The sequence below is a fragment of the Nocardiopsis sp. NPDC057823 genome (assembly GCF_042797335.1).
GTDB classification, from domain to species: domain Bacteria; phylum Actinomycetota; class Actinomycetes; order Streptosporangiales; family Streptosporangiaceae; genus Nocardiopsis; species Nocardiopsis changdeensis.
The window spans coordinates 91,855-105,652 of sequence record NZ_JBHVLR010000012.1 but is presented as its reverse complement, the minus strand read 5'-3'; the positions used below and the strand labels follow the sequence as shown (position 1 = coordinate 105,652).

Below are 13,798 nucleotides of genomic sequence, written 5' to 3'. Positions count from 1 at the left end.
CCTCCTTCTCCGGTGCGGGGTCCGTCGGGAGTTTCCCGAAGCACCCCTCAAAAACGTTTTAATATGAAGTGGATGTTAAGTGGCACACACCGGCCAGTCAAGGGGATCACCAAGAAAACCCCAGGTGTCAACCGCATAACGGAACCGGACCGGACAAGGCGCCGTCCTCGGCGCCCGACACCCCGGCGCCCCTCCGGAGCACTTTCATTGACACGTTTCAATCGCGGTGTGACCATGGGTTCGCAAGCGGTCCCGGCCCGGCCGGGAGCACGCCGATACCATGCGAGGGCCCTCGCCCCCGACCATCCGGGAGACCCCCTTGTCCAGCAGTACCCGTCCTTCCCATCCCAAGGTGGGGATCACCGAGGTCGCCAGGCACGCGGGCGTCTCCCCCGGCACCGTCTCCAACGTGCTCAACCGGCCCGAGCGGGTGGCCGCCGGAACCCGGCAGCGGGTGGAGCGGGCGATCGCCGAGCTGGACTACGTGCGCAACTCCTCCGGCAGCAGCCTGCGCTCGGGGCGCAGCAGTTCGGTGGGGCTGCTGGTGCTGGACGTGACCAACCCCTTCTTCACCGAGGTCTCGCGCGGGGTGGAGGACGAGGCGGCCACGCAGGGGCTGGCGGTGGTGCTGCTCAACTCCGCCGAGGCGCGCGAGCGCCAGCGCCGCAACATCCGGCTGCTCGCCGAGCAGCGCGCCGCGGGCGCGGTGGTGATGCCCGTCGACGACGACCTGTCCGACCTGCTGTGGCTGCGCCGCCAGGGCACCGCCTGGGTGGCCCTGGACCGGGGCGACGTGGGCGAGGACACGGGGTGCAGCGTCAGCGTGGACAACCTGGCCGGCGGGCTGATCGCCGGCCGCCACCTGATCGGGCTGGGCCACGAGCGGGTGACGTTCCTGTCGGGCCCGTTCTCCATCGAGCAGGTGCGGCTGCGCCACGAGGGGCTGCGGGCCGCCTTCGCGGAGGCGGGGATGGACCCCGACACGTCGGTGCGGCTCGTCGAACGCGGCCAGCTCAACCCGGGGCAGGGCGAGCAGGCCGTGGACGAGGTGCTGGCGGGCGGGCCCCGCCAGCGCCCGGGCGCGGTGCTGTGCGCCAACGACCAGCTGGCCCTGGGGCTGATGAAGGGCCTGGGGCGGCGCGGGCTGCGGGTGCCCGACGACATCTCGGTGATGGGGTACGACGACGTCGACTTCGCCGACCTGATCCACCCGGGGCTGACCACGATCGCCCAGCCCAAGTACGACCTGGGTCGGGCGGCGATGCGGCTGCTCAACTCGGAGCTGGACGACCCCGAGCACCGGCACGAGCGACTGCTGTTCACCCCGGAGCTGGTGGTGCGGGGCTCGACCGCCGCCCACCGCACCGCCTGACCCCGCCGGGGCGGGACGGGGCGCGGGCCCGGCGGGGAGGCGGGGCCTCCGGCGGGGCCGGCGGCCGTTCCCGGAGGCGGGGCGTGCCTCGGGCCGGGGCCGGGGGTTCCCGAAGGCGGTGCCGCCCCCGGCGGTCAGGGGGCGCCCTCTGCGGCGGCCCCGTTCCCGGGCCCCGGGTGTCCGTCTCCGGGGGTGCGGGCTCCCCGGCCGCCGACCGGACTCCGCAGAAATTACCTTGCGCGTACGATCGGATACTCCGCGTGGGGTAGGCACCCCGTATGGATTCCTTGAACGCGTTGGCCCTCGTGTGCAGCCTCAAGCCCTCGCCGGCCCCGTCGAGCAGCGAGCTGATGGCCCGGCAGGTCCTCGACGCCCTGGCCGAGCACGGCGTCACCGGCGACTCGGTCCGCGTCGTCGACTTCGACGTCCACCCCGGCGTGAAGACCGACATGGGCGGCGGTGACGCGTGGCCCGGCATCCGGCGGCGCATCCTCGACGCGGACATCCTGCTGGTGTCCACGCCCACCTGGGTCGGCCACATGTCCAGTGTCGCCCAGCGCGTCCTGGAGCGGCTGGACGCCGAGCTGTCCGAGACCGACGACCAGGGCAGGCCGAGCATGTTCGGCAAGGTCGCCGTGACGGCGGTGGTCGGCAACGAGGACGGCGCCCACAAGATCACCGCGGACCTGTACCAGGCGCTGGGCGACACCGGCTTCACCATTCCGGCCCAGGGCGGCACCTACTGGAACCACGAGGCCATGAACCCCAAGGACTACATCGACCTGGAGCGGACACCGGACGCGGTCGCCTCCGCGACGGCCACCCTGGCCCGCAACGCGGCCCACCTCGCCCGGCTGCTGCGCGAGCGCCCCTACCCGGCGCCCTGACTCGAAGCCCTGGCTCTGTGTCACCGGCCGGGGGTTGGTACGGCTCCCCGGCCGGGGTCCCGGCGGGATCCCGGGAGGGACCGGCCGCGGAGCCGGGCGCACGGCCGGGCCCGGCGGCCCGGGCACACGGCGGAGCGCGCCCCGGGCACGCGGCGGGGTGCGCCGGGACGCGATCGTCACCGGTTGCGGGGTGTCCCGGCTCGCCCGGTGAAGGCGTCCGTCGGTTCCCCGCAGCGGCGGAAGAGGAAGAGCCCGTACCGCGCGATGTCGTCCAGCCACCGGGCCCGCAGGTCGAACCCGTGAGCCTCGACCTCGTCGACCAGCCTGCCCTCGTCGAACTTCACCGAGTACCCGACGTTGAGCGACTCCCCGCGCGGGATGCGCAGCGTGATCCCGAGCCCCGGCACGGGCACCTCCTGGTCGGACCGGGCCAGCAGGACCCCCTCCACCGTGGAGGTGGCCGCGTTGTAGTAGGCCCGGGGAACGAAGTCGTCGAGGACGAATCCGGCGCCGTAGAGGTCGTTGAGCCGGGTGAGGTAGTTGAGCCGGAAGTCGGCGAACGCCGAGTACCCGGGCGGATCGTTGTAGCAGGCCCGCAGCTCCTCCCCGTCCTTGTCCAGGTCGGCGGAGACCAGGAAGCCCCCGCCCGGAGGCAGGGTGCGGGCGATCTCGCGGAGCAGCCCGGCGCGTTCCCCGCGTGTGGCGTTGCCGAAGCCGCTGCCGAGCAGGAGGACCGCGAGCGGCCCGCAGGCGTTGGCGCGCAGCCAGTCGAGACCGGCCTCGTAGCGCCCCCACAGAGCGGTGACCTCCAGCCCGTCCAGCTCTTCGACCAGGGCGGTGCCGCTGGAGCACAGGATGTCCCGGTCGACGTCGATCGGCAGGTAGGCGGTCTCCCGCAGGCGCAGGCAGCTCTCCAGCAGCAGCCGTGTCTTCTTCGCGCTCCCGCTGCCCAGCTCCGCGATCCGCCCACAGGCGAGCAGTTCGGCGATCTCGGGGGCGTGGCGCTCCAGCAGGCCGCGCTCCACGCGGGTCAGGTGGTAGGTGGGCAGCTCGGTGATCTGCTCGAACAGCCGGGAGCCGACATCGTCGTAGCCGAGCCAGGGCGGGAGGCGGGGCGGCGTGTCCTGGAGGTGGTCGCGCACGACCGTCTCCGCGGGCACCGTGTCCCCTCCGTCGGTGACCGGGAGGACGCGGACCCGAGCCGCCGGTCCGGGGGCCGTCACGGCGTCCCCGCTTCCGTGCCGCCGCGCAGGCCCGACTCCCCGCGGGCCCAGTGGTGCAGCAGCCGTTCGCCCAGGCGGTCGGCCAGGAACGCGCTGCAGCGGAGGCCGAACACGATGTCGGAGGCCAGCCCGGGTTCGGCGTCCAGCAGCGGCGCGATCACCTCGCGCCGCAGGAGCTGCTCGTGCACGGCGTCGGCCTCGACGTGCTCGGCGTAGAACCGGACGGCGGCCGGACCGCAGCCCAGCCTGCGCATGGCCTTGACCAGCCGGTCCGAGCCGGGCGAGGAGGTGAGTTCGACGAAGGCGAACTGTCCGACCAGCACCGCGCGCAGGGCGCGGTGCAGCCCGCACAGCGACATGAAGTTGACCTCGGCCAGCATCTCGGCGGGCGCGGAGTCGAGATAGGCCCCGTAGGCGGCGGAGAGTCCGAGTTCGGACATCATCTCGGCGAAGAGCCGGGCGTGCGCCCGCCCGGGGTCGCCCGCGCCGTACTCGTCGTGCTGCACGGTCACGAGGGCGGCCTTGGCCGGGCCGTCCAGGCGCGGGATGACGAAGGTCTGCGGGTCGGCCTCCTTCAGGTGGTAGAGCGAGCGGAGCGCGACGTACTCCCGCAGCTGCCACTGCTCCCCGTCGCGGCGCAGGTGGTGGGAGACGCCGAAGGAGTCGACGTGTTCGACGAGGAGTCCGTCGAGTTCGCCCCCGACGTCGGTCCCGGCGGGCACATCGTCCCTGAGCGCGCCGAGGAAGGCCCGCTCCAGGCCGGCGCGGAGCGACAGCAGCGCCGGGTCCCACTCGCGGGCGTCGTCGACCCCCTCGAACCCGCGGTAGTGCAGCTCGTAGCAGCAGTAGAGGGCGAGCTGGAGGTCATCGCCGTAGGGTTCGACCCCGTCCAGGCCGGGGGGCTCGGCGGGGTCGCCGCGCAGCGCGGACAGGACCGCCTCGGACACCGGGCCCCGGGGTTCGGGGAGCGCCGGAGCCGTGGTCGGGGTGGCCGCGGACACCGGTGGTGTCGGAGTCAGAGACGGTGTCGGCCGCATCGTGGTGGTCATGGGCCCGCCTTTCGGTCGCGCTCGTTGGGCTCGTCGTTCTCACCGCGTTCGTCGTTCCCGCCGCGTTCGCCGTGTCCGCCGTGCCCGTCGCGTACGCGTCGACGGTGGCTGGTGTCGCAGAACGGGCGGCGCCGGCTGCGGCCGCACGTGCACAGCGCGGTCACCGCGCGGTCGCTGAGCAGGCGCGTTCCGTCGGGCATCTCCACGTCGACCGGGCCGAAGACGAGGATCGGTCCCTCTCCGGTGACGACGACCCGGCGGCGGTCCTCAGACATGGCGCGCCTCGATGACCACGAGTTCCTCCTCGGTCTGGTCGGGGGCGAGCAGCCCGCGGGCCCGCAGCGCCGGGGCCCGCGACCGCAGCACCGGACCGAACGGGATGCGACCCCGGGCCAGGACCGCGGGCACCAGTCCGGCCTTCTCCAAGCGGTCCAGGGTGGCCTGCTCGTCGGCGAGCTCGGACTGCACGAGCAGGAGCACGCCGTCCTCGCTGAGGACGGAGGGCGCCCCGGCACAGATGCGGTCCAGCAGGAAACGCCCGTCCGGCCCCGCGTCCCAGCACCTCGCCATCCGGTGGCGGGGCGGCAGCAGCGCGGGCGCGGGAACGTAGGGCGGGTTGGCGAGTACGAGGTCGAACCGGCGCGGGAGCACGGGGGCGAACAGGTCGCCCTGCCGAACCGTCGCGGGGATCCCGTGGAGCCGGGTGTTGAGCCAGCTCGTCAGCACCGAGCGGCGCGACAGGTCGACCGACGTGACACTGGCCGCTCCGGCCCGGAAGGCCTCGATCCCCAGTGCCCCGGTCCCGGAGCCGACGTCGAGGACCGAGCGCCCGGCGGCCCGGCCGAAGCGGCGCAGCACGAACCGGAGCAGTGAGGTGTCGTGCTGTGCCCGGTACACGCCGGGCAGCCTCATGAGCAGCATGGAAGAGCCACTACCCGACTCGCGTCCCGGGCAATCGCCCCGGCCGGCGGCGGCCGCCGTCGGCCGGGGCGGCGACGCGTGTCCGACCCGGCACGGGGCTGAGCGGACGTCCGGGGCTTCGGGGAGCGGGGGACCCCGGCCGGGCGGGGACCTCAGGGGAGCGGCAGCTCGATCCGTCCGTCCTCGCGGGACAGTCCGGCCAGGCCCACCCGGGCGGGCACCGTGCCGACGGGCACGTCGAACACCAGGACCGTCTCCATCCCGGCCGCCCGGGTCACGATGGCGTTCGCCCCGTCGACCCGGAAGCGGTAGGTGGCCTCCCGGTCGGCCTCGTGGGCGCCGCCGGCGGTGTCGTACAGAACGTGGCCGTCCGCCGGGAACAGCGCCATGGAGTACGGCCGCCGCACCGCGAGCGCCACGCCGACCACCACGTGTACACCGTCCGCGCCGCGGTCGACGGTCCGCACGGCCGTGACCATGGCCCGCAGCCGGTCCCCGGCCGCGGTGACGGGCCCGGGGGCCGGGAGGGGCTCGGGCAGATCAGCGCGGACGTGCCCGTTGACCATGAGGTGGGACGGGACCGCGTCCCGCGGAAGGTCGAACACCAGCCCGGCCAGGACGGTCCCGGGGCCGTAGAACGTTCGCGGGTGAACGGTGCCGGTGTGTCCGAGCGTCGCCTCCTGGTGGAAGGTGTGGGTCCGGCCCAGGGTGTCGTGCAGGACATGGAGCGCCGGTGAGAAGCCGCCCAGGGCCGGCGCGGGGTTGTGCACGACCATCCCGACGACGACGAACCGGCCCTGCGGGGCCAGGGTGCCGTCCACCGAATCCAGGCCCGTGATCCCGTCCCGGATGCCCGTAACGGTGAAGCGGAACCCGTCGGCCTCGACGGTCCGGTCCGGCACCGTGTCCGCTGGACGGGGCCGTGTGCGGGCCTCGCTCAGGATCGGGGCGTTCTCCCCTGCCACGGGCCGGGCCGCGCCGGCCTCGGGGAACACGGCGAGCTCCCCGTGGCGGGGTGTGCGCCAGCTCCGCATCCGGACCCTGATCCGCCGCCTCGGGTCCCGCTCCCACTCCACGCTCAGCCCGTGCCCGCGCAGGACGCCGACGACCTCGTCGCCCAGTGCGGCGCGGGTCGCGTCCGAACCGTCCGGGGTGTCGAAGGTCAGGTGCAGCGGGTCGTCGCCGGTGTCCTGCTCGTGGTAGAAGACGTAGCCGCGCGGATCCGAGCCGTCGTCCAGCCCCTCCTCACGGATCTCCGACACACCGCACCGCTGGCAGCAGGCGAAGTCCTCACGGGCGACGATCCCGTGCTCCTCCAGGGCGAACAGCGCCTCGGTCAGCCGTTCGGCGTCGGTGGCCCCTCCGGTCAGCCCGCTCTGCCACTCCCGGTGGGCGGCGAACTCCCCGCGCAGCACCTCCACCAGCCACGCGCGCAGGTCCGCCCGGCCCACGCCCTCCAGTTCCCCGTACTCCCCCGCCCGGATCCCGTCGGGCAGGTCGATCATCAGGCCGCCGTCGATGACCCGCTCGACGATCTCGTCGTAGGTCTCCTCCCCCATGTCCACCGCCTGGCGGATCTGGGAGTAGAAGGGGTCGAGGACCTCTGCGGGGTCCAGGTCGGCGAGTCGGGGGTGCACGGAGGGCCTTTCGCAGTGGGACGGGGCGCCGTCGTCGGCTCACCCCTCCTGACGCTGGCCGGGGCCTTCCGGTTCCGGTCCCCGTCGGCCGCGCTCCGACCGGCGGGGGCGGCGCGCGGTCGCCGGGCGGTGCTCTCCGGAAGGGCCTCCCGGGCGATCGGGCGGTCCGGGACGTCGCAGATGGCGGCGCGCCGCCGGAAGGCACCCTTCCCCCCGGGGGGACACACGGCGCCCTTGTGCGCCCCGCTGAGAAAGCACTCCCGGCCGTGCGGGACGGAGAAGAGCCACCTGCCCGCGGCTCCTCCCACTCCGGCGCGCGGCGGCGCCGCGCTTCCGGTTCGGGGAACGATGCGGCGGCCGCGGGAAGGCCCGCCGGCCCGGCGAGGACCGCGGCGGTGGCGTGGGCGTCCCGGCCGGTGTACACGCCGTGCCGTCGGCATCGTCGACAGCGGGGCCGGCAGCCGCGAGACTTCCCAGAGTCACCGTTCACATACGGAGAGAAGGTGCTTCGCGGTGCCGTGGACCATGGCTCGACACGTTGCGTTGGCGGTGCTGGTCCCGGTGGTGCTGGTGCCGCTCACCGGCTGCTCCTCGCCGGAGGCCCCCGTCGGTTCCGTCGGCTCGCCGCCCTCGGCCACCGTGCCCGCGGAACCCTCGGCGTCGCCGTCCCCCATCCGGATGGACGCCGGGTTCACGCGCCTGGAGGAGGAGTTCGACGCCCGGCTCGGCGTCTACGCGCTCGACACCGGTACGGGGCGGGCGGTGGAGTTCCAGGCGGACGAGCGGTTCGCCTACTGCTCGACCTTCAAGGTCCTGGCCTTCGGCGCCGTACTCGACCGGACGCCCGTGGAGGAGCTCGACCGGGTCGTCACTTTCTCCGAGGCCGACCTGGTCTTCCACTCCCCCGTCACCCAGGAGCACGTGTCCAGCGGCATGACGTTGCGCGAACTTGGGGACGCGGCCCTGCGCCACAGCGACAACACCGCCTCCAACCTGCTCTTCGAGGAACTGGGCGGGCCGGAGGGGCTGAGGGAGGCTTTGCGCGGGATCGGCGATGAGGTCACCAGCGTGGACCGGGTCGCGCCGGAGATGGCGGAGGCCGCCCCGGGCGATGTCCGCGACACCAGCACTCCGCGCGCGATGGCCACCAGCCTGCGGGAGTTCGCGTTGGGGGACGTGCTGTCGGAGGACAAACGCGACATCCTCGTCACCATGATGCGCGCCAACACCACCGGCGACGACCTGATCCGGGCCGGTGTCCCCGAGGGGTGGGAGGTCGGGGACAAGACCGGCGCGTGCGGATACGGGACGCGGCACGACATCGGTGTGCTGTGGCCGCCGGAGGGCGATCCCGTGGTCTTGGCGGTCATGTCCGGCCGCGACGAGGCGGGCGCGGGGTACGACGACGCCCTCATCGCGAAGGCCACCGAGCTGGTGGTCGAGGCCCTCGGGTAGACGCGGCACCGCACATCCGAGCGCTGTCAACGCCAGCCGCCCGCGCAACGCGTCCCTCCCAAGCCCCGCGAACACCTCAGCGCCCATCCCGCTCCGCCTGAACCGGGCTCATCTGCGCTCCGTCTACACCTGCCTCACCGAGGCCGGCACATCCCCAACTACGTGGGGCCTGCCCGCTCACTTCCGCTCCGCCCCCTCACGCACCGTGCAGGCCGCCCACTGCCGAATGCTGTTACCCGGACTGCTGTCGTCATCTCAGGCATCGCCGCCGCAGCCACCGCCCTTGTCACCCTCGTGTCACCCCCTCGCCCTGTACTGCAAGCAGTCCAAGTCGTTGAGGGCCGCCATCGAAGCGCTCACCGATGAGATGGCGCAACGGCGGCTTGTCCGAGCCGACCGGGGAGAAGTGACGCCCCACTAGGGTGCCGGTGTGACTACCCAATGGACGGTCCATGGTGAGAAGCTCGTGGACGAGAACCGGCACATCCGCCTGTCCACCGTCGACATCGCCCTCCCCGACGGGGTGTCCTTCACCCAGTACGCGGTGAAGATGCCCCCGGCGGCGATGACGTTGGTCATCAACGACGCGCGGGAAGTGCTGCTCATGCGGCGGCACCGGTTCATCATCGACCGGTGGGTGTGGGAGCTGCCCGGCGGGTACGTCAACACCGCCGAGGACACCGGGTCGGCGGCGGCCCGCGAGGTCGAAGAGGAAACCGGGTGGCGGCCCGAGTCCATGGAGCACCTGGTGACGTTCCAGCCCGCCATCGGGTCCGTGGACCAGCCGCAGATCATCTACCTCGCCCGCGGCGCCACGCCCACCGACACGGTGCCGGACATCAACGAAGCCCAAGAGATCAAGTGGTGGCCGCTGGAAGAGGCGGTGGCCATGATCACCCGCGGCGAGATCGTCGGGGCGTCCACCGTCGTCGCCGTGTACCGGGCCCTCAGTCTGATGTGAGGGCTGCCGCGCGGGCGTGGAACCCCTGAACCTCCTGTCGCTCGCAGGCAGTGGCCGCATTCGGACAGCGAAACGCCCCGTCCTCGGAAGGGAACGGGGCGCCGGCGGACCGGACTACCGACCGCGGGAGTAGGCGATGTTCAGCCCGATCGCGGCCCACACCCACCAGATGATGCCGGTGGAGAAGGCGCCCACCAGGACCACGGCCAGGGCGGCCGCGGCGGTGACGTTGTGGGCAACGAGGATCCTGCCTGCGGCCACTTCTTCTCCTTGCTGGTGTGTGCCGTTCCGAGGGAACGGGACCGGGGGTACTTTGACTACCCTCGACCCCTGAGCACGGTGACCGTGATCTGGAGGATCAGACTGGCATCCAGCCCTGCCACCTCCCTCCATATCCGTCTGCCACACCCTCATTGCATAGGCGCCCAGACAGAGGAATCGGACACCTGGACGAAAAATGTTCAGGCGCCTACACTGACAGCATGGGCATCCCCGAAACCCTCACTCACCTGCGCAAGCTCCCCAAGTCCGCTGCTGAAGAGACAGACCCGCTCATCCGCGCCCGCATTGTCGGCGAGATCCTTGCCGCCCTCGCCGAGGTAGAGGACGCCCTCAAAGCGGTCCGTCAGCCCGCCGTCGCCGAGCTGCGAGAACAGGGGCACACAGTCCGCGCTCTCGCCGCCGAACTCGGCCTCTCTCCTGCCCGGGTCGACCAGATCGCCAAGGGCAAGCGGGCATAACGAAAATGAAAGCACCCCTCCCGCGAAGGGAGAGGCGCATGTCTGCGGTCAGTACTTGACTTCCACGTCGGGGCGAGACGCGTGCGGGGCGAGATACCCGGCAGGGAACGTCATTATCAGGCTGACGACGCCGATGACGAGCGCGTCGATGGAGGACCCATCCACATCCGGCAGGAACCCCGCAACGAGCGGAGTGAGGATGTTGGCGATCGCCGTGACAACCACCTTGGCGATCCATCCCCGCATGCGCGGGGCTCACGGGGCACCGGGCGAGCTTGAGGTTCTCCACGCCGGTCCATCCCCGCGTGCGCGGGGCTCACGCCTCGGCCTCGTCCGCCAGGGCGCGGGCCCGCGGTCCATCCCCGCGTGCGCGGGGCTCACTCGATCGCCGACCAGGTCGCCGCGAGCGGATCCGGTCCATCCCCGCGTGCGCGGGGCTCACCGGTCCCACCGCTGCCCGGCCCGGCCCTGCACCGGTCCATCCCCGCGTGCGCGGGGCTCACAGGTCATCGGGTCGCGCGGGTGGGATCTCACCCGGTCCATCCCCGCGTGCGCGGGGCTCACGCGGATGTCCGAGCCGGTCTCGAACTCGATCGCGGTCCATCCCCGCGTGCGCGGGGCTCACATGAACGAGGACGTCGTTTTGGCTGTGCCCGGCGGTCCATCCCCGCGTGCGCGGGGCTCACCCTGCCGGACTACTCCAGTAGCGCGTATTCACCGGTCCATCCCCGCGTGCGCGGGGCTCACTCGCCCAGCAGCAGCCGCACCCGCACCCCCGCCGGTCCATCCCCGCGTGCGCGGGGCTCACTCACGGAGGCCATGGCCGCGCGACCCCGCTGCGGTCCATCCCCGCGTGCGCGGGGCTCACAGTTAATGACCTGGGACAACGCGGGGCGTTATCTCCGCGTTATACGAGTGCCGACAGGCTACGACCGAAGACTTCAGACACTGTGGCATGGAGACCAGGACTGGCTCAAGGTGAATGGGCTTCTGTGATTCCTGAAGGGCGAGCGGGCGCTGACGGCAGCTAAGCGACATCGTGTCCCTGAGCCTGCGCATCCACCTCACCTGCCAGAGCGTGGTGGACCAGCTGTTTCCCCCACCGCCTCCCGCTTGGGGCGAGACTTGCAAGAGCCGTTGCTCGAGCGATCGACATCTCCGTGGCCCCACCGCTTCGATCATCGTTTGTGGTCGCTGGGGTGTGGCAGCTCCTAGTCTCTCCCGCCTGGGCAGTAACTCGGGTGGTGGTCTTGTCATGGAAACCCAGCGTCCAGGTGATGATCGGCTTAGGACCTAGAGTCACGAGCTGACGCAGCGCGAAGGTGCGCACCGCTGTTCCGGGAATGCCGATGTCGCGGATCGGGTCGGCAAAGGGTGCGAAGTCGGTGGGTCACAGATGCGTCCAACCTCCTTGGCCTCCCTACAGCCGGTCCCCCATGTTGGGCGATTCCGGAGGGTGCATCCCGCCGCCATCCCTGATGTCCACTTCACAAGTGGGTCGGTCGTAGGACTGGTCATTGGGGATCAACAACACTTCGGCAACCTGCTCAGGGTTCTCGACGGCGAGCCAGTCATCGCCCGTGTGGGGATCGTCAGCCGGCCCGAACGCCTGGGACGAGTAGACCGTCTGACACCCCAGCACCACGCGCTCCTTGTCGACCGCGCAGGCGTCCACTGCGGGGTCGGAATATTCGTTGGCGCCGTCGAAGCGGAAATAGAAATGGACCCGATCACCTTCGGAGGGCACCTGCGGGTGGGGCTCAAGGAGCCAGTCAACGACTTCGGCGGTGACTCCGAGAGCCTGCCCGTCCGCGTCCACAACCCCCACCCTGACACCGGCCTCACCGCGCTCCGCCGTTGTGTCGGTGCAGCCCCAGGAAGAGCAACCGGACAGGACGAGAATCATCAGAGCCAGCGGGGCAACGGCGAATACTCGTGCAGGTAACACAGAGGTGGCCTCCGGTCGGGGTGGGTTGAGGCAGTGTATCCAGGCGGCGCATTTGGCAGACGCCGGTGATCGTGTAACCGGTATTCGTCTCTCCCCACCTCTTGTTGCGCTCTGAGTGATCGTCAGGGGCGTCGTGAGACCACAGGATGCCCACCTCAGCGGCCAGCGTGATGAGAAACAGCGGGTCACCGAACCGGAGGCTGAGTCGCCCGTTCTCAGTCCCTCCCCGCGTGCGCGGGGCTCACCCTCCCGCCGGTTCCGGTGTCACACTGTTGTTCTTGCGCTGCCCGCTCCGGCGCTCCCCCTACTGGAGGTGTGCATGTCGTCTACGTACGTGATGGGCGCGGTCGCGCTGGCGTTGGTCGCTGGTGGGATCGCTGCTTCCTGGGCCGCATCGATGCTGGCGGATCCGCTGGGGCCGGCGTTCATCACCGCTGGAGTGGTCTTGGGGTTCGCGGCGTTCGCGGGTACCCCGGCCCGACCAAAGGACAAGCCGAAGCCTGTGGGGAAGTGATCGCATGAAGCTGCGTGTGCTGGTGTGCGTCGCTGTCGCGGTGCTGGTGGTGTCCGGGTGTGCGTCGCAGGCCCCTGAGGAAGCGGAGCCGTCGGAGTCTCCGTCGCCGTCTACTGCTGCTGTGGAGTCGCCGTCCGCGTCGCCATCTGTGGAGGTGGACCCGAACAGCGCTCGCCTGATCTGCGACAAGTTGCGTCTGCGGGACGTGTACATCAACGCCGACAATCTGGAGCCGCACGAGGAGGCGCAGATCGTCATCCTGGAGATGGAGGCGAACACGGCCGCTTTGGAGGCGAACGCGGAGCCTGCGCTGCGGGAGATCGCGCTGGAGCACATGGGCGACGGCGAGGCGGCTGTTGAGCTGATGGTGCCATGGTGTCAAGAGAACACGGAGCCGTTGTTGGAGTCGGATCCGTGGTGAGGTTGTCCCGGCGCTCTACGTCCGCCCCCCAGTGATGGAGCGCCGGGACAAGGGGCGCCCGGCGCGGGGACGGTGCGCCGGGCACGATCAGTGGGTGGTTAGGTGGTCGGTCCATCCCCGCGTGGGCGGGGCTCACCGCCAGCCCCTGATCAGTGTCGTGTCCTTCGGCGGTCCATCCCCGCGTGCGCGGGGCTCACGTGATCGTCACCGCCGAGGACGGGGGCGGAACCGGTCCATCCCCGCGTGCGCGGGGCTCACTGCCCCTGGCCCGCCAGGTAGTCGGCGCGGGCCGGTCCATCCCCGCGTGCGCGGGGCTCACTTGTACGGCTTGCCGTCGGCATACGTGATGGCGGTCCATCCCCGCGTGCGCGGGGCTCACGGCGGCGACGAGGCCGTCGTCGTGGACCTGCCCGGTCCATCCCCGCGTGCGCGGGGCTCACGGCGCCACCCCGTAGGCGCTGGCCAGCTCCTTCGGTCCATCCCCGCGTCCGCGGGGCTCACTGCCAGACGGTACCGGCGAACCACTGCCCTTCCGGTCCATCCCCGCGTGCGCGGGGCTCACGGCCGGGAGTGTGCAGCTCCCGGCCCAGAAGTCGGTCCATCCCCGCGTGCGCGGGGCTCACACGTCGACGTGCTCGGTGCCGGCGGGCACCGCCGGTCCATCCCCGCG

General features: G+C 71.6%; 13 protein-coding genes, 1 pseudogene and 2 CRISPR repeat arrays (1 of these 16 cut by a window edge). Of the genes and pseudogenes, 6 read left to right on the top strand and 8 right to left on the bottom strand.

Going from position 1 to position 13,798, the window contains the following annotated elements:
• Positions 1 to 280 precede the first annotated feature (280 nt).
• On the top strand, positions 281 to 1,372 hold the full coding sequence (locus tag ACFVNO_RS19840; RefSeq protein WP_355259335.1) for a LacI family DNA-binding transcriptional regulator: 1,092 nt from the start codon (positions 281 to 283) through the stop codon (positions 1,370 to 1,372).
• A gap of 278 nt (positions 1,373 to 1,650) precedes the next feature.
• The gene (locus ACFVNO_RS19835; protein WP_355259332.1) at positions 1,651 to 2,259 is read left to right on the top strand and encodes an NAD(P)H-dependent oxidoreductase; all 609 of its coding nucleotides are present in this window, start codon (positions 1,651 to 1,653) and stop codon (positions 2,257 to 2,259) included.
• 176 nt (positions 2,260 to 2,435) lie between these two features.
• On the opposite strand, the gene ACFVNO_RS19830 is transcribed toward ACFVNO_RS19835, so the two are convergent.
• From ACFVNO_RS19830 to ACFVNO_RS19810, 5 genes and pseudogenes are all read right to left on the bottom strand, one after another.
• Positions 2,436 to 3,482, bottom strand: a complete 1,047-nt coding sequence (locus ACFVNO_RS19830; protein WP_378894476.1) for an L-histidine N(alpha)-methyltransferase — start codon at positions 3,480 to 3,482, stop codon at positions 2,436 to 2,438.
• Positions 3,479 to 4,531, bottom strand: a complete 1,053-nt coding sequence (locus tag ACFVNO_RS19825; RefSeq protein ID WP_378894473.1) for an iron-containing redox enzyme family protein — start codon at positions 4,529 to 4,531, stop codon at positions 3,479 to 3,481. The genes ACFVNO_RS19830 and ACFVNO_RS19825 overlap by 4 nt, the downstream gene beginning before the upstream one ends.
• Before the next feature lie 77 nt (positions 4,532 to 4,608).
• A pseudogene (locus tag ACFVNO_RS19820) lies at positions 4,609 to 4,806 on the bottom strand (CDGSH iron-sulfur domain-containing protein); the annotation flags it as partial.
• A complete protein-coding gene (locus ACFVNO_RS19815; protein WP_355259594.1) occupies positions 4,799 to 5,443 on the bottom strand; it encodes a HemK2/MTQ2 family protein methyltransferase in 645 nt (214 codons plus the stop codon). The gene ACFVNO_RS19815 and the pseudogene ACFVNO_RS19820, both read right to left, overlap by 8 nt.
• 161 nt (positions 5,444 to 5,604) lie before the next feature.
• A complete protein-coding gene (locus tag ACFVNO_RS19810; protein ID WP_378894470.1) occupies positions 5,605 to 7,089 on the bottom strand; it encodes a DUF6891 domain-containing protein in 1,485 nt (494 codons plus the stop codon).
• 525 nt (positions 7,090 to 7,614) lie between these two features.
• Between ACFVNO_RS19810 and bla the strand changes: the two genes are divergently transcribed.
• Positions 7,615 to 8,544 carry a class A beta-lactamase gene (bla, locus tag ACFVNO_RS19805; RefSeq protein WP_378894467.1) on the top strand — a complete coding sequence of 310 codons (930 nt, stop codon included), beginning with the start codon at positions 7,615 to 7,617 and terminating at the stop codon, positions 8,542 to 8,544.
• A 430-nt stretch (positions 8,545 to 8,974) separates the two neighbouring features.
• Positions 8,975 to 9,505 carry an NUDIX hydrolase gene (locus ACFVNO_RS19800; protein ID WP_378894464.1) on the top strand — a complete coding sequence of 177 codons (531 nt, stop codon included), beginning with the start codon at positions 8,975 to 8,977 and terminating at the stop codon, positions 9,503 to 9,505.
• 114 nt (positions 9,506 to 9,619) lie between these two features.
• Here the strand turns inward: ACFVNO_RS19800 and ACFVNO_RS19795 are convergent, their stop codons facing one another.
• Positions 9,620 to 9,766 (bottom strand): hypothetical protein, encoded by a 147-nt coding sequence (locus ACFVNO_RS19795; protein ID WP_378894461.1) that lies wholly within the window; start codon positions 9,764 to 9,766, stop codon positions 9,620 to 9,622.
• Between the two features lie 221 nt (positions 9,767 to 9,987).
• Between ACFVNO_RS19795 and ACFVNO_RS19790 the strand changes: the two genes are divergently transcribed.
• Complete coding sequence (locus tag ACFVNO_RS19790) at positions 9,988 to 10,245, top strand: hypothetical protein (protein ID WP_378894458.1); 258 nt, start codon at positions 9,988 to 9,990, stop codon at positions 10,243 to 10,245.
• Between the two features lie 48 nt (positions 10,246 to 10,293).
• On the opposite strand, the gene ACFVNO_RS19785 is transcribed toward ACFVNO_RS19790, so the two are convergent.
• Positions 10,294 to 10,470, bottom strand: a complete 177-nt coding sequence (locus ACFVNO_RS19785; RefSeq protein ID WP_355259314.1) for a hypothetical protein — start codon at positions 10,468 to 10,470, stop codon at positions 10,294 to 10,296.
• A 5-nt stretch (positions 10,471 to 10,475) separates the two neighbouring features.
• A CRISPR array of direct repeats spans positions 10,476 to 11,113; the repeat unit is 29 nt; unit sequence CGGTCCATCCCCGCGTGCGCGGGGCTCAC.
• A 552-nt stretch (positions 11,114 to 11,665) separates the two neighbouring features.
• Entirely contained in the window at positions 11,666 to 12,151 is a 486-nt protein-coding gene (locus tag ACFVNO_RS19780) for a hypothetical protein (RefSeq protein ID WP_378894455.1), read from the bottom strand.
• Between the two features lie 560 nt (positions 12,152 to 12,711).
• On the opposite strand from ACFVNO_RS19780, the gene ACFVNO_RS19775 reads away from it, so the two are divergent.
• Positions 12,712 to 13,128, top strand: a complete 417-nt coding sequence (locus tag ACFVNO_RS19775) for a hypothetical protein (RefSeq protein WP_378894452.1) — start codon at positions 12,712 to 12,714, stop codon at positions 13,126 to 13,128.
• Positions 13,129 to 13,235: 107 nt separating this feature from the next.
• A CRISPR array of direct repeats spans positions 13,236 to 13,798; the repeat unit is 29 nt; unit sequence CGGTCCATCCCCGCGTGCGCGGGGCTCAC; it runs 136 nt beyond the window's last position.